Source organism: Burkholderia sp. Bp8986, assembly GCF_003854225.1.
Lineage (GTDB): Bacteria > Pseudomonadota > Gammaproteobacteria > Burkholderiales > Burkholderiaceae > Burkholderia.
Map to the genome: position 1 here is coordinate 19,837 of NZ_QTQM01000034.1, position 22,696 is coordinate 42,532.

The 22,696-nt window shown below is 67.7% G+C and carries 21 protein-coding genes and 1 riboswitch; of the genes, 14 read left to right on the top strand and 7 right to left on the bottom strand.

Features of this window, described 5'->3' with window-relative positions:
* The 3 genes from DID99_RS25860 to DID99_RS25870 form a co-directional block, all read right to left on the bottom strand.
* Window positions 1-1,233, bottom strand: a complete 1,233-nt coding sequence (locus DID99_RS25860) for a 3-methyl-2-oxobutanoate dehydrogenase (2-methylpropanoyl-transferring) subunit alpha (protein ID WP_044844942.1) — start codon at window positions 1,231-1,233, stop codon at window positions 1-3.
* Between the two features lie 445 nt (window positions 1,234-1,678).
* The gene (locus DID99_RS25865) at window positions 1,679-2,305 is read right to left on the bottom strand and encodes a flavin reductase family protein (protein WP_124487545.1); all 627 of its coding nucleotides are present in this window, start codon (window positions 2,303-2,305) and stop codon (window positions 1,679-1,681) included.
* 227 nt (window positions 2,306-2,532) lie between these two features.
* A complete protein-coding gene (locus tag DID99_RS25870; RefSeq protein WP_124667755.1) occupies window positions 2,533-3,681 on the bottom strand; it encodes a porin in 1,149 nt (382 codons plus the stop codon).
* Between the two features lie 1,076 nt (window positions 3,682-4,757).
* Here DID99_RS25870 and DID99_RS25875 point away from each other — a divergent pair.
* The 7 genes from DID99_RS25875 to DID99_RS25910 all read left to right on the top strand — a co-directional run bounded on the left by DID99_RS25875 (window position 4,758) and on the right by DID99_RS25910 (window position 12,223).
* Window positions 4,758-5,783, top strand: coding sequence for a substrate-binding domain-containing protein (locus DID99_RS25875; RefSeq protein ID WP_124667756.1), 1,026 nt, complete (start codon window positions 4,758-4,760; stop codon window positions 5,781-5,783).
* 65 nt (window positions 5,784-5,848) lie between these two features.
* Window positions 5,849-6,877, top strand: a complete 1,029-nt coding sequence (locus tag DID99_RS25880) for an ABC transporter substrate-binding protein (RefSeq protein ID WP_124487543.1) — start codon at window positions 5,849-5,851, stop codon at window positions 6,875-6,877.
* Between the two features lie 16 nt (window positions 6,878-6,893).
* Entirely contained in the window at window positions 6,894-7,718 is an 825-nt protein-coding gene (locus DID99_RS25885; RefSeq protein WP_124667757.1) for an ABC transporter permease, read from the top strand.
* A gap of 10 nt (window positions 7,719-7,728) precedes the next feature.
* A complete protein-coding gene (locus DID99_RS25890; protein ID WP_124667758.1) occupies window positions 7,729-8,619 on the top strand; it encodes an ABC transporter permease in 891 nt (296 codons plus the stop codon).
* Between the two features lie 24 nt (window positions 8,620-8,643).
* On the top strand, window positions 8,644-9,675 hold the full coding sequence (locus tag DID99_RS25895) for an ABC transporter ATP-binding protein (protein WP_124667759.1): 1,032 nt from the start codon (window positions 8,644-8,646) through the stop codon (window positions 9,673-9,675).
* 38 nt (window positions 9,676-9,713) lie between these two features.
* Window positions 9,714-10,538, top strand: coding sequence for a phosphodiesterase (locus DID99_RS25900; protein ID WP_124523888.1), 825 nt, complete (start codon window positions 9,714-9,716; stop codon window positions 10,536-10,538).
* A gap of 485 nt (window positions 10,539-11,023) precedes the next feature.
* Window positions 11,024-12,223 (top strand): MFS transporter, encoded by a 1,200-nt coding sequence (locus tag DID99_RS25910; RefSeq protein ID WP_044848004.1) that lies wholly within the window; start codon window positions 11,024-11,026, stop codon window positions 12,221-12,223.
* Window positions 12,224-12,244: 21 nt separating this feature from the next.
* Here DID99_RS25910 and DID99_RS25915 read toward each other — a convergent pair whose 3' ends face one another.
* On the bottom strand, window positions 12,245-13,444 hold the full coding sequence (locus DID99_RS25915) for an EamA family transporter (RefSeq protein WP_124667761.1): 1,200 nt from the start codon (window positions 13,442-13,444) through the stop codon (window positions 12,245-12,247).
* 502 nt (window positions 13,445-13,946) lie between these two features.
* Here DID99_RS25915 and DID99_RS25925 point away from each other — a divergent pair.
* The gene (locus tag DID99_RS25925) at window positions 13,947-14,300 is read left to right on the top strand and encodes a type II toxin-antitoxin system RelE/ParE family toxin (RefSeq protein ID WP_124667762.1); all 354 of its coding nucleotides are present in this window, start codon (window positions 13,947-13,949) and stop codon (window positions 14,298-14,300) included.
* On the top strand, window positions 14,297-14,578 hold the full coding sequence (locus DID99_RS25930) for a helix-turn-helix domain-containing protein (RefSeq protein ID WP_124667763.1): 282 nt from the start codon (window positions 14,297-14,299) through the stop codon (window positions 14,576-14,578). The genes DID99_RS25925 and DID99_RS25930 overlap by 4 nt, the downstream gene beginning before the upstream one ends.
* A 42-nt stretch (window positions 14,579-14,620) precedes the next feature.
* Here the strand turns inward: DID99_RS25930 and DID99_RS25935 are convergent, their stop codons facing one another.
* From DID99_RS25935 to DID99_RS25945, 3 genes are all read right to left on the bottom strand, one after another.
* Window positions 14,621-15,409, bottom strand: a complete 789-nt coding sequence (locus DID99_RS25935; protein ID WP_124487535.1) for a molybdopterin-dependent oxidoreductase — start codon at window positions 15,407-15,409, stop codon at window positions 14,621-14,623.
* A gap of 29 nt (window positions 15,410-15,438) precedes the next feature.
* Window positions 15,439-16,071 (bottom strand): cytochrome b/b6 domain-containing protein, encoded by a 633-nt coding sequence (locus tag DID99_RS25940; RefSeq protein WP_124571810.1) that lies wholly within the window; start codon window positions 16,069-16,071, stop codon window positions 15,439-15,441.
* A gap of 109 nt (window positions 16,072-16,180) precedes the next feature.
* A complete protein-coding gene (locus tag DID99_RS25945) occupies window positions 16,181-16,447 on the bottom strand; it encodes a pentapeptide MXKDX repeat protein (RefSeq protein ID WP_124571811.1) in 267 nt (88 codons plus the stop codon).
* A 270-nt stretch (window positions 16,448-16,717) separates the two neighbouring features.
* Window positions 16,718-16,834: riboswitch (TPP riboswitch) on the top strand.
* 124 nt (window positions 16,835-16,958) lie between these two features.
* Here DID99_RS25945 and thiC point away from each other — a divergent pair.
* From thiC to DID99_RS25975, 5 genes are all read left to right on the top strand, one after another.
* Window positions 16,959-18,890 carry a phosphomethylpyrimidine synthase ThiC gene (gene thiC / locus DID99_RS25950; protein WP_044848010.1) on the top strand — a complete coding sequence of 644 codons (1,932 nt, stop codon included), beginning with the start codon at window positions 16,959-16,961 and terminating at the stop codon, window positions 18,888-18,890.
* Window positions 18,891-19,142: 252 nt separating this feature from the next.
* Entirely contained in the window at window positions 19,143-19,358 is a 216-nt protein-coding gene (locus DID99_RS25955) for a glycine zipper 2TM domain-containing protein (RefSeq protein ID WP_044848011.1), read from the top strand.
* 209 nt (window positions 19,359-19,567) lie between these two features.
* Window positions 19,568-19,825 carry a hypothetical protein gene (locus DID99_RS25960; RefSeq protein ID WP_124667764.1) on the top strand — a complete coding sequence of 86 codons (258 nt, stop codon included), beginning with the start codon at window positions 19,568-19,570 and terminating at the stop codon, window positions 19,823-19,825.
* A gap of 169 nt (window positions 19,826-19,994) precedes the next feature.
* Window positions 19,995-20,921: a DMT family transporter gene (locus DID99_RS25965; protein WP_124571812.1), complete on the top strand. Its 927-nt coding sequence runs from the start codon at window positions 19,995-19,997 to the stop codon at window positions 20,919-20,921.
* A 458-nt stretch (window positions 20,922-21,379) separates the two neighbouring features.
* A complete protein-coding gene (locus DID99_RS25975) occupies window positions 21,380-22,660 on the top strand; it encodes an EAL domain-containing protein (RefSeq protein WP_124523883.1) in 1,281 nt (426 codons plus the stop codon).
* Window positions 22,661-22,696: the final 36 nt, after the last annotated feature.

Here is a 22,696-nt window from a genome sequence, read left to right on the forward strand (position 1 = left end):
TCACGCTCCCAGTTCCTGGCGCTGACGGCGCAGATGCGCGGGCAGCTCCTTGTACACGTCGTCGAACATCGAGGCCGGCGACGGAATTCGGTCGTCGGCCAGGGTCCCGAACTTCTCCGCTTCCTTCTGCGCGGCGATCACCTCGGCTTCCAGTTCGGCCGTGAGCGCGTCGTGCGCGCTGTCCGACCAGATGCCCTTCGCGATCAGGTGCTGCTTGAAGCGGGCGATCGGATCGCCGAGCGGGAAATGGGCCCAGTCGTCGGCCGGCCGGTATTTGGTCGGATCGTCCGACGTCGAATGCGCGCCGGCGCGATAGGTGACCCACTCGATCAAGGTCGGGCCGAGATTGCGGCGCGCGCGTTCGGCGGCCCAGGTCGACGCCGCGTAGATCGCGAGGAAGTCGTTGCCGTCGACGCGCAGCGAAGCGATGCCGCAGCCGACGCCGCGCCCGGCGAAGGTCGTCCCCTCGCCGCCCGCGATCGCCTGGAACGTCGAGATCGCCCACTGGTTGTTGACGACGTTCAGCACGACCGGCGCGCGATACACGTGCGCGAACGTCAGCGCGGTGTGGAAGTCGGCTTCCGCGGTCGCGCCGTCGCCGATCCAGGCGGACGCGATCTTCGTGTCGCCCTTGATCGCCGACGCCATCGCCCAGCCGACCGCCTGGATGAACTGCGTCGCGAGATTGCCGGAGATCGAGAAGAAGCCGGCTTCGCGGTCCGAGTACATCACCGGAAGCTGGCGCCCCTTCAGCGGGTCGCCTTCGTTCGACATCAGCTGGCAGATCATCCGTTCGAGCGGCACGTCGCGCGCGATCAGGATGCTTTGCTGGCGGTAGGTCGGAAAACACATGTCGCCGTGACGCAGCGCCATCGCATGCGCGGCGCCGATCGCCTCTTCGCCGAGGCTCAACATGTAGAAGGAGATTTTCTTCTGACGCTGCGCGATCATCATGCGCGCGTCGAAGATGCGGGTCTTCAGCATCGCGCGCATCCCGGCGATCAGGCGCGCATCGTCGAGATCCGGCGCCCACGGGCCGAGGGCTTCGCCGTGATCGTCGAGCACGCGCACCAGGCTGCGGGCGAGATGGGCGGTGTCCGCCGGCGCTACGTCGATCGGCGGGCGGCGAACCGCGCCGGCCGGCGATAGATGCAGATAGGAAAAATCCGTCTTGCAGCCCGGGCGCCCGGTGGGCTCCGGCACATGCAGACGCAATGGCTCTGACAGGCTCATCGTGTCGTCTCCACGCTCGATTGTGTCTCACGCTGATTGGAACGCGCGGCCGCTTGCCGGCTCACGCGCGGGCTGGCACGCGGATAAGCACGCCAACCTTGGGAATGTATGCCTTGCCGTGCCGGACGTCGATGCCCAACCCGCTCGTTCGGGGTGAGCAGATTTGCCATGGCGGCGACGATGGGCGAGCGGCATTGCCGGTGGGTTTGAAGGACGGTGGCGTGTGCTGCGATGCGTCAACGCGTCGGGGAGCGCGGAATCGATGCGCGTCTGTCAGGCGTGTCGGAGGGTACGAAGCGAAAGACCCCGCGAAATCCTGGGTCTCGGCGGGGTCTTTGTCTTTGTCGGTGCGCGTCCGCGTGCTTCAGCGCTCGCGCGCCGGATCGTTCCGGCGCGCGATGGACGCGATGGGCGCGATGGCGCGACGCGTCGATGATGCGATGCGTCACGCGTCGGGGCGCGCGATGTCGAAGCGGCTGTCGGGCGTCACGTGCACATAGGCGGACGGGCCGCCCGCGCGCAGAATGATGCCCGCGCCGAAAGTATCGAAGATGCCGTCCTTCAGCAGGTCGTGACGGATATGCACGGCGACGACCTCGCCCAGCACCAGCGTGGCCGGCGTCTCGACGCCGCGGTGATCGCGAAGCCGGATCACGTCGGTCACCTTGCATTCGAAGTTGACGCCGCTTTCCGCCACGCGCGGCACGCCGACGAGGCGCGACGGAATCGCGGTCAGGCCGCCGAGTTCGAATTCGTCGACGTCGTACGGCACTGCGGCACAGGTCTGGTTCATCCGGTCGGCGAGGTCGCGCGTCGCGAGGTTCCAGACGAACTCGCCGGTTTCCTGCACGTTGCGCAGGCTGTCCTTCGCGGCCGTGCTCGAAAAGCCGATGATCGGCGGACGATAGTTGAATGCGTTGAAGAAACTGTACGGCGCGAGGTTGAGTGTGCCGTCGTTGCCGCGGGAGGAAATCCAGCCGATCGGGCGCGGGCCCACGATCGCGTTCAGCGGATCGTGCGGCAGCCCGTGGCCTTGCGACGGTTCGTAATAGTGGTAGTTCGAGTCGGTCATGGCGGGTGGTCTTGCGGGAGGGAAACGTCGTTTGATTCCATCGGCCGCGTCAGTGCGGCGATAGCGGTGACGGCGTCGAGTGTGACGTGCGTGCCAAGTATCACATGGCGGCGCTTTCGTCGCAGTGAAGTGGCCCGCCGTGGCCCGTCGAGCCGACATTTCCCTTCAAGCCCGAAATTCAGGACTTTTTTACCCACACATGACCGATAACCGCCCGGAGAGCAGCGTCAGAAATGATGCAGCAGCGCGACACGCGCGACGTATTGATTCGGGCCTGACGAGATATCGGCGGCGCCCGGAATGTACGCGTAGTCGAAGTCGGTTCCAGTGTGCGCGTTCAGCGCATGCTGATAGACACCTTCGACGAACACCGACGTGCGTTTCGACAAGTCGTAGTTCAACTTCGTGCTCAGTTGATGCCACTTCGGATTGAACGCGCCGACCGTCGACGCGACGCGGGCCTGCGTGTACGTATATGCCGCGCCGACGTAGAACGCGGTCGTGAAGTGATAGAGGCCGTTCACCTCGAAGTTGTCGAATTTCCACGACTTCCACGCACCGCCCGCCGGCTGCGTCGTACCGGTGAAATACGCGTTCGAAGTCGGATCGTAGACGTCGACGTGCGAATACGTGAATCCCACGAGGGCATTCGAGAACGCATAATTCACGCCGATGCCGATGTTCTGCTGCGACGATGCATCGAACGTGTTGTCGCCGGTGATCGCCCCGTTCGAATCGGCATTGCGTGCGTTGTTGATCTTCAAATACGAGGCGCCGACCGTCAGCCCGCCCTGCTGGTATTGCAGCGCGGCGCCATATAGACGGTTGTTCGCGAAGCCGCCCGCCTGATTGCTGAATCCATACATCGCCTCCGCGGTAACGCCGTGCCATACGGGCGACACGTACTTGACCGCATTGTTCACGCGGAACGAGTAGTCGGTGTTGTCGTTGTCGTACGGATGCGAGAACAGGTAGCCGGTCCAGTTGCCGTTTGCGGTGAGCGGCGAGAAGATGTCGACGCTCGGATCGTACTGACGACCGAACGTCAGGGTGCCGTATCGGTCCGACGCGATGCCGACGAACGCCTGACGGCCGAATTCCCGGCCGCCCTGGCTCATTTTTCCGTTGTTGACGTCGAAGCCGCTCTCGAGTGTGAAAATCGCCTGGTAGCCTGCGCCGAGGTCTTCGGTGCCCTTGATGCCCCAGCGGCTGCCGTAGTCATAGCCGCTTTGCAGTTGCACGGTGCCGTGGCCGCGTGCGTTGCTCGTGTAGTTGATACCGTCCTCGATCTTGCCATACAGCGTCACGCTGCTTTGTGCATGCGCCGCGGCAGCAAGCAAGGCGGCGGGTGCGATGATCCCCAAACGCATGTTCATGACGATTTACCCCCAGGTCTTTCGTTTGCTGGTCGCAACGGTTGCGTGCTGCGAATGTGCGTCGCATCGATGTTTCCCCGCGATGCGACGGGCGCAGTGTAATGAGCCGTTTTTCTGCTGTTAGTGGCCTGCAGCGGAAAGGTGCTCTCCAGAACGCCGGCTGTTTTTCGGCGCGGAAAGCGGATAGCCGGGTGTTGAAGCGCGCCTCATTCGGGCGACGAGCGGACGCCTGAAGCAAATCGCGGGGAATCGATATTTCAATCGCCGGTACGTTTGCGTTTGGCCAGCGCGGGGGATCTACGGGAACCGGCCGCCGCCATCGAAGCGAAGCACGACCTGAAAAACAAAAAACCCGCGAGCGGCTTGTTTCTCGCGGGTTTTCGGAACGTCATGGAATCGCATGGAAGCGATCTTGGTGCCGGGGACCGGACTCGAACCGGCAAGCCAGTTAAGGCGGCGGATTTTCGTCACACTGCTTCTTTCAAAGCCGGCGTCGTCGAAACGAAGCCGTTCGTGCGCTGGACTATGCCTTCGCCGTCGCGCGCGGGCGGTGTTGCCGCCCGTGCGCCTTAGGCGCCCCCCGTCTAGTCTCTACACCTTCCTCGCTGCAGTCGTACCGCGAGGCTTGGCTCGGCGTTGCCTCGACGCACGGCGCGCGTCAGGGGTTTCACCGAATTTGAAGGGTTCTGCACCGGTCGTTTCCGGCCGGGCACTCAATCGTTTAAGTCCGCTATGTTTACCAATTTCATCACCCCGGCAAAAGGGCGGACGCGATTCTACCATTGCTTGCGCATGCATTAGCTGATTCGCGCGCATTGCATCGCGATGCAGCATGTCGGCCTGCCCTGTCCATACCCGAACTCGAGCACCGCAACCGACGTCGGCGCGACACCGTCGCCGATTTCCTCCCGCGCCGCAGCATCCGTCGATACAATCGAATCCGCCCCGCTCGCCGGGCGCCAACCATCTGATGTTTGTATCGCATCTTTTACGAAACAGACGTCTCGTCAGTCATCGCGAAGTCACAAACGCTTTCGATAATTCTCCCGTCGAAAACGTTTACATCGCGTAACTTCATGCCCCCGACCATCAAGGACGTCGCCGCGCTCGCCGGCTTCTCGATCGCCACCGTCTCGCGTGCGATCAACGCGCCGCATACCGTCAGCCCCGCCACGCTGGTGACCATTCGCACCGCCATCGACACGCTGCAGTTCCGCCCGAGCCCGCTCGGCCGGCAGTTGCGCGGCGAGCGCACGCGGCTCGTCGGCGTCGTCCTGCCGACGCTGTCGAACCCGGTATTCGCCGACTGCCTGCAGGGCATCGACGAACTCGCGACCGAGGCCGGCTTCAAGCTGATCCTGATGACGACCGAATACGACGCGGCGCGCGAGCGCCACGCGATCGAGACACTGCGCGAGCAGCGCGTCGAGGGGCTGATCCTGACCGTCGCCGATGCGGACACGCATCCGCTGCTCGACATGCTCGACCGCGACGGCCCGCACTACGTGCTGATGCACAACGACACGCAACGCCGCCCGTCGGTGTCGGTCGACAACCGCAGCGCCGCCTACGACGGCGTGCGCATGCTGACGGCATGCGGTCATCGCCGCGTGCTGATGCTGGCCGGTTCGCTCGCCGCGTCGGATCGCGCTCGCCAGCGCCATCTCGGCTACGCGCAGGCGCTCGAGGAGGCCGGCGTCGCGACGCTGCCGCCGGTCGAGGTCGACTTCAACGCGGCCGAGCTGCCCGACGCGGTGCTCGCGCACCTCACCGCGCGAGCCACGCGCCCGACCGCCCTCTTCTGCAGCAACGACCTGCTCGCGATGGTCGTGATGCGCGGCTTGCGCCGCGCGGGCTTCTCGATTCCCGACGACCTGTCGGTGCTCGGCTTCGACGGCATCGCGATCGGCGAGCTGCTCGCACCGCCGCTCGCGAGCGTCGCGACGCCGAACCAGGACATCGGCCGTCATGCATGGCAGCGCCTCGTCGAATGCATCGGCGGCGCGACGATCGAGCGCACGTCGCTGATCCTGCCGCATACGGTGCGCGACGGCGCGACGGTCGCGCCGCCGGCCGCCGACCTGCAGTTGCACCAAGCCTGAACGCGCGCGCCGCGCCATCGTGCACGGCGCGCGCAAGCTACCCCGCCCCCGCCCGGAGATCCATCGTGTCCTTTCGCCTGACCTCGCTGCTGCGCGTGCTCGCAGCCCCCGTCGCCTGCGCCGCGCTCGTCGCGTTCGCACCCGCGGCCCATGCCGACGAATCGGCGATCTGCTACAACTGCCCGCCCGAATGGGCCGACTGGGCCGCGCAGATCGCGGCGATCAAGCAGAAGACCGGCATCCGCGTGCCGTTCGACAACAAGAACTCGGGCCAGGCGATCGCGCAGCTGATCGCCGAGCAGAAGAGCCCGGTCGCCGACGTCGTCTATCTCGGCGTGTCGTCGGCGTTCCAGGCGAAGGACAAGGGCGTGATCGCGCCGTACAAGCCCGCGCACTGGAACGACATCCCCGCGAACCTGAAGGACCCGCAGGGCTACTGGTTCGCGATCCACTCGGGCACGCTCGGCTTCTTCGTGAACAAGGACGCGCTCGACGGCAAGCCGGTCCCGCGCTCGTGGGCCGACCTGCTGAAGCCCGAATACAAGGGCATGGTCGGCTACCTCGATCCGTCGAGCGCGTTCGTCGGCTATGCAGGCGCCGTGGCCGTCAACCAGGCGCTCGGCGGCAGCCTCGACGACTTCAAGCCGGGGCTCGACTGGTTCCGCAAGCTGAAGGCGAACGCGCCGATCGTGCCGAAGCAGACCGCGTATGCGCGCGTGCTGTCCGGCGAGATTCCGATCCTGCTCGACTACGACTTCGACGCGTATCGCGCGAAGTACAAGGATCACGCGAACGTCGAGTTCGTGATTCCGAAGGAAGGCACGATCGCGGTGCCCTACGTGATGAGCCTCGTGAAGGGTGCGCCGCACGACGCGAACGGCAGGAAGGTGCTCGACTTCGTGCTGTCCGACGAAGGCCAGAAGCTGTGGGCCAATGCGTACCTGCGTCCGGTGCGCGCGCAGACGCTCGGCGCCGACGTCGCCGCGAAGTTCCTGCCGGCGAGCGAATACGCCCGGGCGAAATCGGTCGACTTCGGCAAGATGGCGGCCGGCCAGCAAGCGTTCGGCCAGCAATACCTGCAAGTGATGCAGTAAGCGCCGGACCCACGCCATGCTCGACCTGACTTTCCCGCTGCGCTGGCGCGTCACCCTCGTCGCGCCGGCGCTCGCGGTGTTCGCCGCGTTCTGGCTGCTGCCGATGGCGGCGCTCGTGCGGGTGTCCGCCGACGGCGCGTTCTTCACGCAGTACGCGGCGCTGCTCGGCAACGCGCGTTACATGACGAGCCTCGGCGAAACGATCGCGTTGTCGGCCGGCGTCACGCTCGCGACGCTGGCGCTGTCGACGATCTCGGGCCTGCTGCTCGCGCGCCGCGAATTCGCCGGCAAGCGCGTGCTGCTCGCGCTGCTCACCTTTCCGCTCGCGTTCCCGGGCGTCGTGGTCGGCTTCATGGTGATCATGCTCGCCGGCCGGCAAGGGCTGATCGGCATGCTGTCCGCGAAGCTGACCGGCGACAAGTGGGTGTTCGCGTATTCGGTTGCCGGGCTGTTCGTCGGCTACCTGTACTTCTCGATCCCGCGCGTGATCGTCACCGTGATCGCGGCCGCGTCGAAGCTCGACGCGTCGCTCGAGGAAGCCGCGCGCTCGCTCGGCGCGTCGCCGTGGCGCATCTTCGTCGACATCGTGCTGCCGGCGCTCGCGCCGGGCCTGGTCGCGGCCGGCGCGATCTGCTTCGCGACCGCGATGGGCGCGTTCGGCACCGCCTTCACGCTCGCCACCGACCTGAACGTGCTGCCGATGACGATCTACACCGAGTTCACGCTGAACGCGAACATCGCGACGGCTGCCGGCCTCTCGATCGTGCTCGGCATCGTCACGTGGGCCGTGCTCGCGCTCGCGCGCCGGTTCACCGGCCACACCGCCGCCGCCGCGGCCTGAGGATTCCTTCATGCAATCGCTTTCCGGTTCGTCCGCGCCGTCGCCTGCTTCGTCGCAGGCGAACGGCGCCGCCCGACGCACGCCGCGCGTGTCGGGCGCGCGCGCGATCGCCGCGCTGCAGTGGGGCGTCACGCTGCTGCTGTGCGCGTTCCTGATCGTGCCCGTCGTGATGTCGGTACTCGCGGGCCTCACCGTCAACTATTTCCGGGGGCTGTCGAGCGGCCTCACGCTGCGCTGGCTCGAACAGGTGTGGCAGCAGTACCAGGGCTCGGTCGCGCTGTCGCTCGGCGTCGCGTTCGCGACGCTCGCGATCGTGCTTGTCGTCGGCGTGCCGGCCGGCTATGCGCTCGCGCGCAGCAAGAGCCGCGTCGCCCGCGTGATCGAGGAAGCGCTCGTGCTGCCGGTCGCGCTGCCGGGCCTCGCGTCGGCGCTCGCGCTGCTGGTCGTGTACGGCGGCTTCACCGCGTTCCGGATGAGCCTGTGGTTCATCGTCGTCGGCCACGTCGTGTTCACGCTGCCGTTCATGGTGCGCGCGGTCGCGGCGGTCGCCGCCGGCGCCGACCTGCGCACGCTCGAGGAAGGCGCGGCGAGCCTCGGCGCGTCGTTCGTCACGCGCTTCGTCACGATCGTGCTGCCGAACCTGCGCCCCGGCATCGTCGCGGGCGCGCTCGCGGTGCTCACGCTGTCGATCGGCGAATTCAACCTGACCTGGATGCTGCATACGCCCGACACGAAGACGCTGCCCGTCGGGCTCGCCGATACCTACGCGTCGCTGCGCCTCGAAGTCGGCAGCGCGTACACGATCGTGTTCCTGCTGATGACGCTGCCGCTCCTCGTCGCGATGCAGTGGCTCGGCGTCGATCCGTCCGGCACGCGCGCGCTGACGCGTCGCCCGCGCTGACCCTGCGCTGACCTTACCCTTCCCATGAAACTCGATTCCACCCCCATCACCCTGACCCGCTGCGCGAAGACGTTCCGCGGCACGCGCGTGCTCGAACCGCTCGACCTGACGATCGGCGCGGGCGAGACGCTCGTGCTGCTCGGCCCGTCGGGCTGCGGCAAGACGACGACGCTGCGCCTGATCGCGGGCCTCGACACGCCGGATGCCGGCGGCACGATCCGGTTCGGCGGCGACGACGTGACCGCGCTGCCGATCGAGCGCCGCCAGGTCGGCATGGTGTTCCAGAACTACGCGCTGTTCCCGAACCTCACGGTGCGCGGCAACGTCGGCTACGGACTGAAGATCCGCAAGACGGAACCGGGCGCGCTGCGCGAACGCGTCGACGAGCTGCTCGCGATGATGCGGCTCGACGCGCATGCGGACAAACCGGTCGATCAGCTGTCCGGCGGCCAGCGCCAGCGGGTCGCGCTGGCGCGTGCGCTCGCGGTGCGCCCGCGCGTGCTGCTGCTCGACGAGCCGCTGACCGCGCTCGACGCGAAGCTGCGCGACGTGCTGCGCCGCGAGATGAATGCGCTGTTGCGCGAGCTCGGCGTGACGACCGTCTACGTCACGCACGACCAGGCCGAGGCGATGGAACTCGGCGACCGGATCGTCGTGATGGGCGCGGGCCGCATCGAGCAGATCGGCACGCCGCGCGACATCTACTACCGCCCGGCGAACCGCACGGTCGCGCAGTTCATCGGCACGCTGAACCGGCTTGCAGGACAATGGCAGGACGGCGCGCTCGTGACGATGGGGGGCGCGATCGTCACGCCGCATGCCGCCGACGAGTGGTTCTTCCGTCCGGAGGATGCGCAGCTCGCCGATCCCGCGCATGCGCCGCTGCGCGGCGCGATCGGCGCGTGCGCGTTTCTCGGCGAACGCACGCGGCTCACGATCGAGCATGCGGCACCCGACGCGCTCGTGATCGACGTGCCGGGCCGCATCGAGCTCGCGCGCGGCACGGCGGTCGGCCTCACGATCGCGCCGGAAGGCCTGATCGCGCTCGCCGCGTAACACCGCCCCACGATAACCACACATTCCGAGGAACGACGATGCTGCTTGCTCAAATCAGCGATCTCCACATCAAGCGCCCGGGCCAGCTCGCGTACCGACGCGTCGACACGGCCGCCGCGCTCGCGCGCTGCATCGCGAAGCTGAACGCGCTGGTGCCGCGCCCCGACGCGGTGCTCGTCACCGGTGACCTGACCGACTTCGGCCACGACGACGAATACCGCCACCTGCGCGACCTGCTCGCGCCGCTCGAGATTCCGTATTACCTGATGGTCGGCAATCACGACGATCGTGCGGGGTTGCGCCGCGCGTTCGCCGATCGTCCCGAATTGCAGGACGGCGAGTTCGTGCAGTACGCGCTCGACGTCGGCGCCGTGCGCGTGCTCGCACTCGATTCGCAGGTGCCCGGCACGAGCCATGGCGACCTGTGCGATGCGCGGCTCGCGTGGCTCACCGCGCAACTCGACGCTGCGCGCGACCGGCCGGTGATCGTCGCGCTGCATCACCCGCCGTTCGTGTCCGGGATCGGACATATGGACGCGCTGCGCCTCGCGCCCGCCGCCGCCACGAAACTCGACGCGCTGCTGCGGCGCTATCCGAACGTCGAGCGCGTGCTGTGCGGCCACGTGCACCGGACGATGTTCACGCGCTTCGGCGGCACGCTCGCATCGGCCGTGCCGGCGCCCGCGCACCAGGTCGCGTTCGATTTGCGAGCGGACGCGCCGTCCGCGTTCCGGCTCGAGCCGCCCGCGTTCGCGGTGCACGTCCATACGCCGGACACGGGAATGACGTCCCACCACGTGTACGTGGACGAAGGCGACGGGCCGTATCCGTTCTATGAGCCGAGCGGGGAACTGGTCGACTGAACCGTACGCAATCGCGGATGCATGACGAGCGGCTGCGGCCGGTCGGGGCCGCGTCGAATGATTGCGGTTGATTGCGGTTGAGCGCGGCCCGCCATGCTGCGATCGCGCCAGCCGCGCAGCCGACCGCGCTTCTGCGCTTCTGCGCTTCTGCGCTTCTGCGCTTCTGCGCTTCTGCGCTTCTGCGCTTCTGCGCTTCTGGGCTTCTGGGCTTCTGGGCTTCTGGGCTTCTGGCCGCTGGGCCCGCTGAGCCGCTGAGCCGTTGGGCCGTTGGGCCGTTGGGCCGCTGGGCCGCTGGGCCGCTGAGCCGCTGAGCCGCTGAGCCGCTGAGCCGCTGAGCCGTTGGGCCGCAGGGCCGCTGGGCCGCAGCACCGCCGGCACGATTCCCGGTGCTCCGGTATGATCGGCACGCTCGCTCGGCGCCCGGCCGCCTGCGCCACCGACGCCGCGCCGCGCGCCACGCCGCCCAACTCCGTTCCGTTGCCGCCATGTCCGCCGCCTCCACCGACCGTCCGACCGACGCCGCCTCGCCCCACTACTCGCGCAGCCTGCTGTTGCTGCTCGCGACGATCGCGGGCGTGTCGGTCGCGAACATCTACTACAACCAGCCGCTGCTCGACAGCTTCCGCTCGGCCTTCCCGGACGGCGCGTCATGGATCGGCGCGGTGCCGACCGCGACGCAGCTCGGCTATGCGGCCGGGATGTTCCTGCTCGCGCCGCTCGGCGACCGCTTCGATCGCCGCGGGCTGATCCTGATGCAGATCGCGGGCCTGTCGATCGCGCTGATCGTGGCCGCGGCCGCGCCGTCGCTGGCGGTGCTGGCCGTGGCGAGCCTTGCGATCGGCGTGCTCGCGACGATCGCGCAGCAGGCCGTGCCGTTCGCGGCCGAGATCGCGCCGCCGGCCGAGCGCGGGCATGCGGTCGGCACCGTGATGAGCGGCCTGCTGCTCGGCATCCTGCTGGCGCGCACGGCGGCCGGCTTCGTCGCCGAATATTTCGGCTGGCGGGCGGTGTTCGGCGCGTCGGTCGCGGCGCTCGTCGCGCTGGCCGCGGTGATCGTGCTGCGGCTGCCGCGCAGCTCGCCGACGTCGACGCTGCCGTACGGCAAGCTGCTCGGCTCGATGTGGCACCTGGCGGTCGAACTGCGCGGGCTGCGCGAGGCGTCGCTGACAGGCGCCGCGCTGTTCGCCGCGTTCAGCGCGTTCTGGCCGGTGCTCACGCTGCTGCTCGCCGGTGCGCCGTTCCACCTCGGCCCGCAGGCCGCAGGGCTGTTCGGCATCGTCGGCGCGGCCGGTGCGCTGGCTGCACCGTACGCGGGCCGTTTCGCGGACACGCGCGGCCCGCGCGCGATCATCTCGCTCGCGATCGCGCTGCTCGCGGCGTCGTTCGTGATTTTTGCGCTGTCGGGAACGAGCCTCGTCGGGCTCGTGATCGGCGTGATCGTGCTGGATGTCGGCGTGCAGGCCGCGCAGATCTCGAACCAGTCGCGCATCTACGCGCTGAAGCCCGAGGCGCGCAGCCGCGTGAACACCGTGTACATGGTGTGCTACTTCATCGGCGGCGCGCTCGGCTCGTCGGCCGGCGTCGCGGCGTGGCACGCCTTTGGCTGGATCGGCATGTGCGCGGCCGGCCTGCTGTTTACCGCACTCGCCGGCTGGTCCCACCATCGCGGCGCACGTCGCGACTGAACGCCGCCCCGCGCGCCGGCGTCATGCGTCGGCCCGCGACGCGGCCGGATTGACGGCCGGCGGCGGCGTGAATGCCTGCGCGGGATCCATGACCGCGGCCGGGTCCACGACGGCGGCCGGTGCGGGCACCGCAAGCGGTACCGCGGAAGGCGCGAGGATCGGTGCCGGCTCCGGTATCGCCGCCTGAGCCGGTACTGACGCCGCATCCGCCGTCGATTCGGCGGCGACGGTTGCCGCGGTCGCCACGGTCACCACGCCCGGCGCGGCATCGGCCGCCGCGCGCGCCGCGGGCCGGCGCGCGGGATCGAACAGGAACGACAGCCCGACGCTGCCGAGGATCGCGACGGTGGCGACCACGGTTGCCGTCGTCACGGGCTCGCCGAGCATCAGCGCGCCGAGCGCGACCGCGACGATCGGGTTCACATACATGCAGCTGCTCGCGATGATCGGGCTCGTGTGGCGAATCAGGTAGCCGTACGCGACGTACGCGGCCATCGTGCAGAACACCATCAGGTACACGAACGCGAACACCGGCGCGACCGCGACCTGCTCGATGCGCTCGCCCATCAGCCACGCCCCGATCGTGGACATCAACCCGCCCAGGCCGATCTGCAGCGACGTCGACAGGAACAGGTCGGACGGCAGCTTGAGCCGCGTCGCGAGATGCGCGCCGCCCGCCCAGAACAGCGCGCCGGCCAGCACGCAGATCGTGCCGAGCGCCGAGTTCGCGGCGGCCGCGCCGCCCGAATTCAGCACGACGATGCCGACCATCCCGAGCGCGACCGCCGCCCACTCGCCCTTCGTCACCGCGCGCCCGGCGACCGCCGCGATCACGGTCGCGAACAGCGGCACCGTCGCGACCATCACCGCGGCCGAGCCGCTGCTGACCGTGCGCATCCCGAGCGCGATCGTGCCCGACGACAGCGCGACCAGCATCGTGCCGACGATCGCCGAGTTGCGGATTTCGAGCAGCGTCGGCCATTCGGGCTTGCGCCGCAGCGCGAAGATGAACAGGCCGATCCCGCCGAGCAGGTTGCGCAGCCCCGACAGCAGCAGCGGCGGGAACGACTGCAGCGCGAAATGCAGGCCGCTGTAGGTCGAACCCCAGACGAAATAGATGAAAACGAGGGCGAGCGCGACGCGGCCGCCGCGGCTTTGCGGCAGGCGGATCCGGATCGGCAGGCGGGCGAGGAAATCGAGGAGGCGGTCGAGCGGGGTCATCGTTCAGCCCGCCCGCACGACGTGTCGCGTGCTCCGCTGAAAGACGCCGGAGAGACCGGCAAACGGCCCTGACTGGACCGGGAAGGCGGAGACGGACGTGCGGAACGACATGGCAGTGCGAACGGCGACGAATAAGAACCGGCAAGCGGCGGCAGAGGGTCGAAAAGCGGGCGCGAGCCGCTTCGGCTGCGCACGCTCGGCATTATGGCATCAAGGATTCGAAAGCATCATCAGACCAGTCTGAAAGCTTATCGACTGACGTTTCGGCGCGACATTTTTCGGCATCCGGACCAACCGGAGCGGGGGCCGGATACGCGCGGCGCGGGCGTCGCGCGGGCCGACCGGCATCCCGTCCTGCAGCAGCGATCGCTCCATCGGCCTGATGGCCAGTCATGCGCTTCAGCGGTCGCTTCGCGCTTATGGTGATGATCGGCGACGGTCGGCAGGCGCATCCGGCCGCCGACATTCGCCCTCTCGACCCGCACACCACCCATACAAAATTTTGTATAATTCCACCATTCTTCCGCCGAAGCCGGTCGTGTTCGTCGGCACCGCGCTCGACGACTTGCGCGGCTTTCCGCTTCTCGCGCGCCGCGAAGCCGGCCACCAGATCGACCAGGTGCAGCGCGGCCTCGCGCCCGACGACTGGAAGTCGATGCGAACCGTCGGCCCGGGCGTGCGGGAAATTCGCCTGCGCGATGCGAGCGGTGCGTTCCGGATCGTCTACGTCGCGACCTTCGCCGACGCGATCTACGTGCTGCATTGCTTCCGCAAGCAGTCGGCACGCACCTGCAAGACCGATATCGACCTGGCGGCCCGACGCTACCGGGCGCTGATGATGGAGAGGAAACGATGAGCAACGAACGTCATGCGAGCGTCTGGGACGCACTCGAAGGCCGGCCGGCCGAAGCCGAGAACATGAAGCTGCGCTCCGAGCTGATGATCGCGCTCAAGCAGCGCATCGCGCAGCTCGAGCTCAGCCAGGCGCAGACTGCGCAACGGCTGGGCGTCACGCAGCCGCGCGTGTCCGATCTGCTGCGCGGCAAGATCAACCTGTTCGGGCTCGACGCGCTCGTGAACATGGCGGCGGCGGTCGGCCTGCGCGTCGACCTGCAGGTGCGCGAATCCGTGTGACACGCCGCGACGCACGGCAGCACGCGTTCGCGCGCCGCCGCTTCACGATCCGCCGAACCAGTTGTACCCCTGATCGACCCAGTAGCCGCCCGGGAAAGTATCGGTCACGAAGATTTCCATGATGTGTTTCGGATTCTTGTAGCCGAGCTTGGTCGGCATCCGCAGCTTCATCGGGAAACCGAATTCCGGCGGCAGGCGGTGGCCGTCGTAGTCGAATGCGAGCAGCGTCTGCGGATGCAGCGCGGTCGGCATGTCGATGCTTTCGTAGTAGTCGTCCGCGCATTTGAAGCCGACGTATTTCGCGTGCGTATCAGCGCCGGCACGCGCCAGAAACGCGCCGAACGGCGTGCCGCCCCAGCGGCCGATCGCGCTCCACCCTTCCACGCAGATGTGCCGCGTGATCTGCTCCGCGTGCGGCAGCGCATACAGCTCGTCGAGCGTCCACACGCGCTTGCCCGTCACGCGGCCCGACAGCACGAGCCGGTACGTCGATGCGTCGACGTGCGGCACGTCGTCGATGCCGTAATACGCGTTGAACGGGAACGGCCGCGTGATGTCGGCCTCGGTGTAGGTCGGCGCGAGCCGCTCGCCGCTGAAGAGCCACGCCTGCACGCGGTCGTTCATGCGCGACACCTTCTCGAGGAACGTGTTGACCGACGCGTCGTCCTTCAGCGTGCAGCCGGTCAGCATCGTCAGGCCGCCGAGCGTCAGGATGCGGCGATTGAACAGCCGCCGCGACGGCATCTCCAGCTCGCGGCGCACGTCGAGTTCGAGCGACTTGCGGTCGAGCGTCCAGCGCGAATCAGCGCGCCTGTATTCGGAATCCGACATGATGATTTCCTTCACCCGGAGTTGACGGGTCAGCGCCCGCGCAGCATCGCGAGCAGCGAGCGCGGCACCAGCAGCGCCATCGCGACGTGCACGACGAAGAACGCGACGAGCAGCGACATCGCCCAGAAATGCGCGACGCGCGCGTTGTCATAACCGCCGAACAGTTCGCGCAGCAGCGGAAACTGCACCGACTTCCAGATCGTCAGCCCGGACAGCACCAGCACGATCAGATCGACGATCGCGACCAGGTACGCGGCACGCTGCACCGCGTTGTAGACGCTCAGATCGTCGTGCGCGAGCCGGCCGCGCAGCGCGGCGCGCACGTCGCGCCACACGGACGCCGGCGTGACGGGCAGCATCTTGCGCGCGAGGCGCCCGGTCGCGATCGACATCGTCAGGTAGAACAGCCCGTTGCCGACCAGCAGCCACATCGCCGCGAAATGCCATTGCAGCGCGCCGCCGAGCCAGCCGCCGAGCGTGATGCCGTGCGGAAACACGAACGGCGGATAGATCGGCGACGCATCGTAGATGCGCCAGCCGGACAGCGCCATCAGGATCGCCGCGAGCGCGTTGAGCCAGTGGCTCACGCGCACCCACAGGGGATGAATCTTGCGGGCGGGCGGCGTGACGGCCGCGCGCCCGCTGGCGGGAACGGTTTGCATGATGAAGACTCCCGGAACGCGTCGACGAGACGAGACGAGTCGAGACAAAACGAGACGCGGGCGGCCGTCGTCGAGCACACGCGCCGGCCGCACGCCCTGTCCGGCTCCGTCAGTTCGACGGCGCCATCTTGTCGTCCGACTTCGCCTTGCCCATCTCGTCGTGCGACATCGCGTCTTTCTTCATCGCGTCCTTCTTCATCGCATGCTTCTTCATGGCGTCCTTCTTCATCGCGCCGTCCTTCGCCATCGCGTCGTGACCCATCGCGTCCTTCGACATCGACGAGCCGTTTTGCGACATCGCGTCGTTCTGCGCATACGCGCCCGTTGCAAGCGTGGCGAAAGCAGCGACACAGGTGGCGACCAGTACGTTTTTCATGACATCTCTCCAAAACATGGGTTTAAGGAGCCGAATAGACGGACGACGTCGCGGGAAATGACAGCCGCTGCGAAATTTTTTTTGTGAGGTCGCGCGAAGGCGCGCCATGTTGCACCGCTTCGCCGCGGCCGGCCGAGCCGTGGGGCCGCGCGGCGGCGAAGCGCGCCGTCATTTCGACGGGCCATCACACCGCCCGCCATGCTGCGGCCGCACCGGGACGGCCGATCCCGTCCCGGTTGAAACCGCCGCCAAGCCAGTGTATCGTGTGCGCTGCTAACGCGGGGGTCCTGCAATGCGTTCGGTCAAACAACCGGCATTGCGGGTGAGAAATACCCTTTGAACCTGATCTGGATAATGCCAGCGCAGGGAAGCGTACGGATTTCACCGCCATCCTTCTGACGAAATCCGCCGCCTCACCAAGCCTCGTCTCCTGCTTAGCTCGAGCCCCACATTCGTCAAGGGCTCCGGGCAAGCGCCGAAGCGCCTGCCCGGCGCTCACACAGGAGATTGCATGAACGCCAATCCGAAGTTTCTGTCTGCCGACGCCCACGTCGACGCTGCAGCCGTCGCGCCGCTGCCCAATTCGCGAAAGGTGTATGTAACCGGCTCGCAGCCCGACATCCGCGTGCCGATGCGTGAAATCACGCAGGCCGACACGCCGACCGGCTTCGGCGGCGAAAAGAATCCGCCGATCTACGTGTACGACACGTCGGGCCCCTACACCGATCCGGACGCGAAGATCGACATCCGCGCGGGCCTGCCCGCGCTGCGCCAGCGCTGGATCGAGGCACGCGGCGACACCGAAGTGCTCGACGGCCTGTCGAGCCAGTACGGCCTCGAGCGCGCGGCCGACCCGGCTACCGCCGACCTGCGTTTCCCGGGCCTGCACCGCAACCCGCGCCGCGCGCAGGCCGGCAAGAACGTCACGCAGATGCACTACGCGCGGCAAGGCATCATCACGCCGGAAATGGAATACATCGCGATTCGCGAGAACCAGCGCCGCGCCGAATACATCGAGAGCCTGAAGTCGAGCGGCCCGAACGGCGCGAAGCTTGCCGCGATGATGGGCCGCCAGCACCCGGGCCAGGCGTTCGGCGCCGCGGCCTTCGGCGCGAACGCGCTGGCCGAGATCACCCCCGAGTTCGTGCGCGACGAAGTCGCGCGCGGCCGCGCGATCATCCCCGCGAACATCAACCACCCGGAATCCGAGCCGATGATCATCGGCCGCAACTTCCTCGTGAAGATCAACGCGAACATCGGCAACTCGGCCGTCACGTCGTCGATCGGCGAGGAAGTCGACAAGATGACGTGGGCGATCCGCTGGGGCGGCGACACGGTGATGGACCTGTCGACCGGCAAGCACATCCATGAAACGCGCGAGTGGATCATCCGCAACAGCCCGGTGCCGATCGGCACGGTGCCGATCTACCAGGCGCTCGAGAAGGTCAACGGCAAGGCCGAGGACCTGACCTGGGAAATCTTCCGCGACACGCTGATCGAGCAGGCCGAGCAAGGTGTCGACTACTTCACGATCCACGCGGGCGTGCGCCTGCAATACGTGCCGCTCACCGCGAACCGGATGACGGGCATCGTGTCGCGCGGCGGCTCGATCATGGCGAAGTGGTGCCTCGCGCATCACAAGGAAAGCTTCCTGTACGAACACTTCGAAGAGATCTGCGAGATCATGAAGGCGTACGACGTGAGCTTCTCGCTCGGCGACGGCCTGCGCCCCGGCTCGATCTACGACGCGAACGACGAAGCGCAGCTCGGCGAGCTGAAGACGCTCGGCGAACTCACGCAGATCGCGTGGAAGCACGACGTGCAGGTGATGATCGAAGGCCCCGGCCACGTGCCGATGCAGCTGATCAAGGAGAACATGGATCTCCAGCTCGACTGGTGCAAGGAAGCGCCGTTCTACACGCTCGGGCCGCTGACCACCGACATCGCGCCGGGCTACGACCACATCACGTCGGGCATCGGCGCCGCGATGATCGGCTGGTTCGGCACCGCGATGCTGTGCTACGTGACGCCGAAGGAACACCTCGGGCTGCCGAACAAGGACGACGTGAAGGAAGGGATCATCACGTACAAGCTCGCCGCGCACGCGGCCGACCTCGCCAAGGGTCACCCCGGCGCGCAGGTCCGCGACAACGCGCTGTCGAAGGCGCGCTTCGAGTTCCGCTGGGAAGACCAGTTCAACATCGGCCTCGACCCGGACAAGGCGCGCGAATTCCACGACGAGACGCTGCCGAAGGATTCCGCGAAGGTCGCGCACTTCTGCTCGATGTGCGGCCCGCACTTCTGCTCGATGAAGATCACGCAGGACGTGCGCGAGTTCGCGGCGCAACAGGGCGTGTCGGAAAGCGAAGCGCTGAAGAAGGGGATGGAAGTCAAGGCGGTCGAGTTCGTGAAGACCGGCGCCGAGATCTATCACCGTCAGTAAGCCGGCCAGCAAACGCGGCGGTTCGCACGGACCGCATCGTGGCGCACTGCACCAAGCCCGCTTTCGAGCGGGCTTTTTGCGTGCGCGCGCATGCGTCGTGCCTGCCGGCGCAAGGGAAACAATTGATTACGAAACCGTCGGAGTCTTAACAAGTCCTTACAGCAGCCCGGTGGGACGGCAGGTAGATTGGTTTCATGCGCGGCCGCAATGCGGCCATGCGACCTTCCGTTCACTACCGCAAGGACAACGATCATGAATGCTTCGATTCGGCGTTTTGGGGTATGCGCGCTGCTCGTCACGACGGTGGCCAGCCTGTCGGCCTGCGATTCGATGACGCGGCGCCAGCGCGATACGGCAATCGGTGCGGGTGTCGGCGGCGTCGCGGGCGCGGCGATCGGCGGCAACGCATTGTCGACGCTGGGCGGCGCAGCCGCCGGCGGCATCATCGGCAACCAGGTCGGCAAATAAGCCGGCCGGCTTACCCGGCTGCCGCGCGACGCGCGGCAAGCTCCGGCCTGACGGCGTTTCCGCGCGGCGGAAGCGCCGTTTTTCGTATGCGGCGCCGCAACACGACGCAGCGGCCCGGAAATGATCCGTTACCGTTTTGCGCATCTTGTCATCGCCGCGCGGCCTAAGCTTAAGCATCTGCCGATTGCCGGCTCCGCCGGAGAGACATCATGAACAGGACCCTCGTCGCACTCGCCGCCGCGGCGCTCGCGTGCACGACGCTCGCCGGCTGCTACTACCCGTACGGCTATTATCCCGGCGGCTATTACGCGGCCGCACCGGTACAGCCGGCGCCCGTGTACGTCGATCCGGGCCCCGCCTACTACCCGGCGCCCGCGTATGCGCCGGCATGGGGCGGTTATTGGGGACCCGCGCTGTCGCTCAATTTCGGCTTCGGCGGACGCGGCGGCTGGCACCACCATCACTGAGCGCGCCGCTCCATGCGCAGCCGATCTCGCGCGGCCGGTCGCCCCGGGCCGGCGACCGGCGACATTCCCGTTTCTTGCCGTTTCTTGCCGTTTCATCCGATCGTGAAACGACGGCGCGGTAACGCGGTGTAAGATCCTTTGCATCCCGTCCCCTCGCCCGCCACGCTCGATGTCGCCCAAGAACGCCTTTCTGCTGACCGTCCTCGCCGCCCTGTGGGGCGCGTCGTTCCTGTTCATCCGGGTCGGCGTCGCCGACTTCGGTGTCGCGCCGCTGATGGCGCTGCGCGTGGGTATCGGCGCGCTGTTTCTCACCGGCTTCGCGCTGACGCGCTTCAAGCCCGCCGAGCTCGGCGCGCAGCTGCGCCGTCGCGCATGGCCGTTGTTCGTCGTCGGCGCGCTGAACTCGGGCATCCCGTTCTGCCTGTTCGCGTTCGCCGAACTGACGCTGTCGGCCGGCGTGACGTCGGTGATCAACGCGACGACGCCGCTGTGGGGCGCGCTCGTCGCCTACCTCTGGCTGAAGGACAAGCTGTCGCTGCCGCGCGCACTCGGCCTCGTGATCGGCTTCGCCGGCGTGCTCACGCTCGTGTGGGACCAGGTCGCCAACGCAAACGGCAGCACCGGCGCCAGCGCCACCGCGCTGGCTGCCGCCGCCGCGCTCGGCGCGACGCTGCTGTACGGCATCGCGGCCAACTACACGAAGCGCACGCTCAGCGGCGTCGACCCGCTCGTCAACGCGACTGGCAGCATGATCGGCTCGACCGTGCTGCTGCTGCCGTTCGCGATCGCGACCTGGCCCACGGCTGCCGTCAGCGCGCATGCGTGGGGCGCCGTGCTCGCGCTCGGCATCGCCTGCACGGGCATCGCATATTTCATCTTCTTCTACCTGATCGCGCATGTCGGCCCCGCCCGCGCGATTACGGTGACGTTCGTGATCCCGGTGTTCGGCCTGCTGTGGGGCGCGCTGTTCCTCAGCGAACATGTGTCGGTCGTGATGATCGAAGGCTGCGCGATCGTGCTCGTCGGCACCGCGCTTGCGACCGGCGTGATCAAGCGGATTCCCGGATTGGGCCCGCGCGGCGGCGAAGCGACCTGAGCGACGCGCAGGGCCCGCACCCTGCCGGTTGCAGGTTTCCCGCGACGCGCCGGCCACCGTTCGTCGAGCGCCGCGCATGGACCGGAGCGCGACGGCGCAGGTCGTTTTGCATCTGATGCCGATGCAGCCGCATGGCTTGTCCGTTTTTCCGTTTTCCTGATCCGCCGGCCTTCTTCGCACGCAATGCACGCGGCACACGCGGCGCTGTCGCCGCGTGCACGACCGGCGGCCCTTGCGTGTCGCGCTTGCGGGCGGACAGCCCGGTCCACGCGACGGTGTAGCGTTTGCGTCTGGAGTTACCCTGATACGCGCGCCGCGCCATTCCCGTTACACTCGTAACACTCATCCGCAGAAGGCGGTCACGATGCACCACGTTCTTTCGCGTCCACCTGTGCGTGCGACGGCTTCTGCGTGGCGCGCACGATACCGCCCCCCGATCGCCCCAGGGCATCGTTGACATGAAGCCCGCCCGCGACCTCTCGCTCGATTCCCTGCTCGAACGCCTGACACCGACGCCCAGCGGCTGGATCGCCACGTATCGCGACACGACGCTGCGCAGCGTGTTTCAACCCGTGCTGTCGATCACGCACAAGCGCGTGGTCGGCTATGAAGCGCTGCTGCGCGTCGTGGACGAGAACGGTACGCTGGCTTCGCCTGTCGCGCTGTTCGACAAGACGCGCGCTGCTGCCGACGCGCTGCTGCTCGACCGGCTCGCCCGCTGCCTGCATACGGCCAACTTCGTCGCGCAGGGCATCGGCGACGGCTGGCTGTTCCTGAACGTGACGCCACGCGTGCTCGATTCGGGCCTCGTGCAGCGCGAATTCGTCGAGGCGCTGTGCCGTCATTTCGCGCTGCCGCCGAACCGCATCGTGCTGGAAGTCGTCGAGCAGCCGTCGCGCGACGAAGCCGCGCTCGCCCGCACGATCGACATGATCCAGCATCGCGACTTCCTGATCGCGATCGACGATTTCGGCACCGGATTCTCGAATTTCGACCGCGTGTGGCGCGCGCGACCCGATATCGTCAAGCTCGATCGCTCGCTCGTCGAGCGCGCGAACGCGTCGGCCGACGATCGCCGCATCATGCATCACCTGGTATCGATGCTCCACCAGGCCGGCGCGATGGTGCTCGCGGAGGGTGTCGAAAGCGACGACGCGCTGCAGACGCTGATGGAAGCCGATATCGATTTCGTCCAGGGCTTCCAGTTCGGCCAGCCCGATGCGTCGATCGCGCACGCGAGCGCCGCGGCGCCCGCGATGCTCGACGCCGCGTGGCAACGCTTCATCGCGCGCCGGCATACGCCGGCGATCGCCGAGCAGCCGGGCTTCGATGCGATCGAGCGGCTCGTGCTCACCGGCGCGGCTGCCTTTTCCGCGAGCGGCAACCTGCAGGACGCCGCGCAGCGCGTATTCGCGGTGCCGGCCGCGCGCCGCGTGTTCGTCACGGACGAGATCGGCGAACAGTTCCTGCCGTCGATCGGCGCGCGCCCCGAGGATGGCCAGGCGAGCGGCACGCGGCTCGCACCGCTGTTCCCGGAGACGCACAGCAACTGGTCGCGGCGCCCGTACTTCCAGCGCGCGATCGCGGCGCCGGGGCGCGTCGCGCTGATGGGCCCGCACTTCTCGCTGACCGAAGGCCGCGACTGCTACACGGCGGCCGTCGCGATTCGCGCGCAAAGCCGCCTCGTCGTGTTCTGCGTCGACTTCGTGCTCGACAGCGCGGGCACCGTGATGCGCTGACGGGCGCGGCGGCGCCCGCCATGCCGGCCGGGCCGA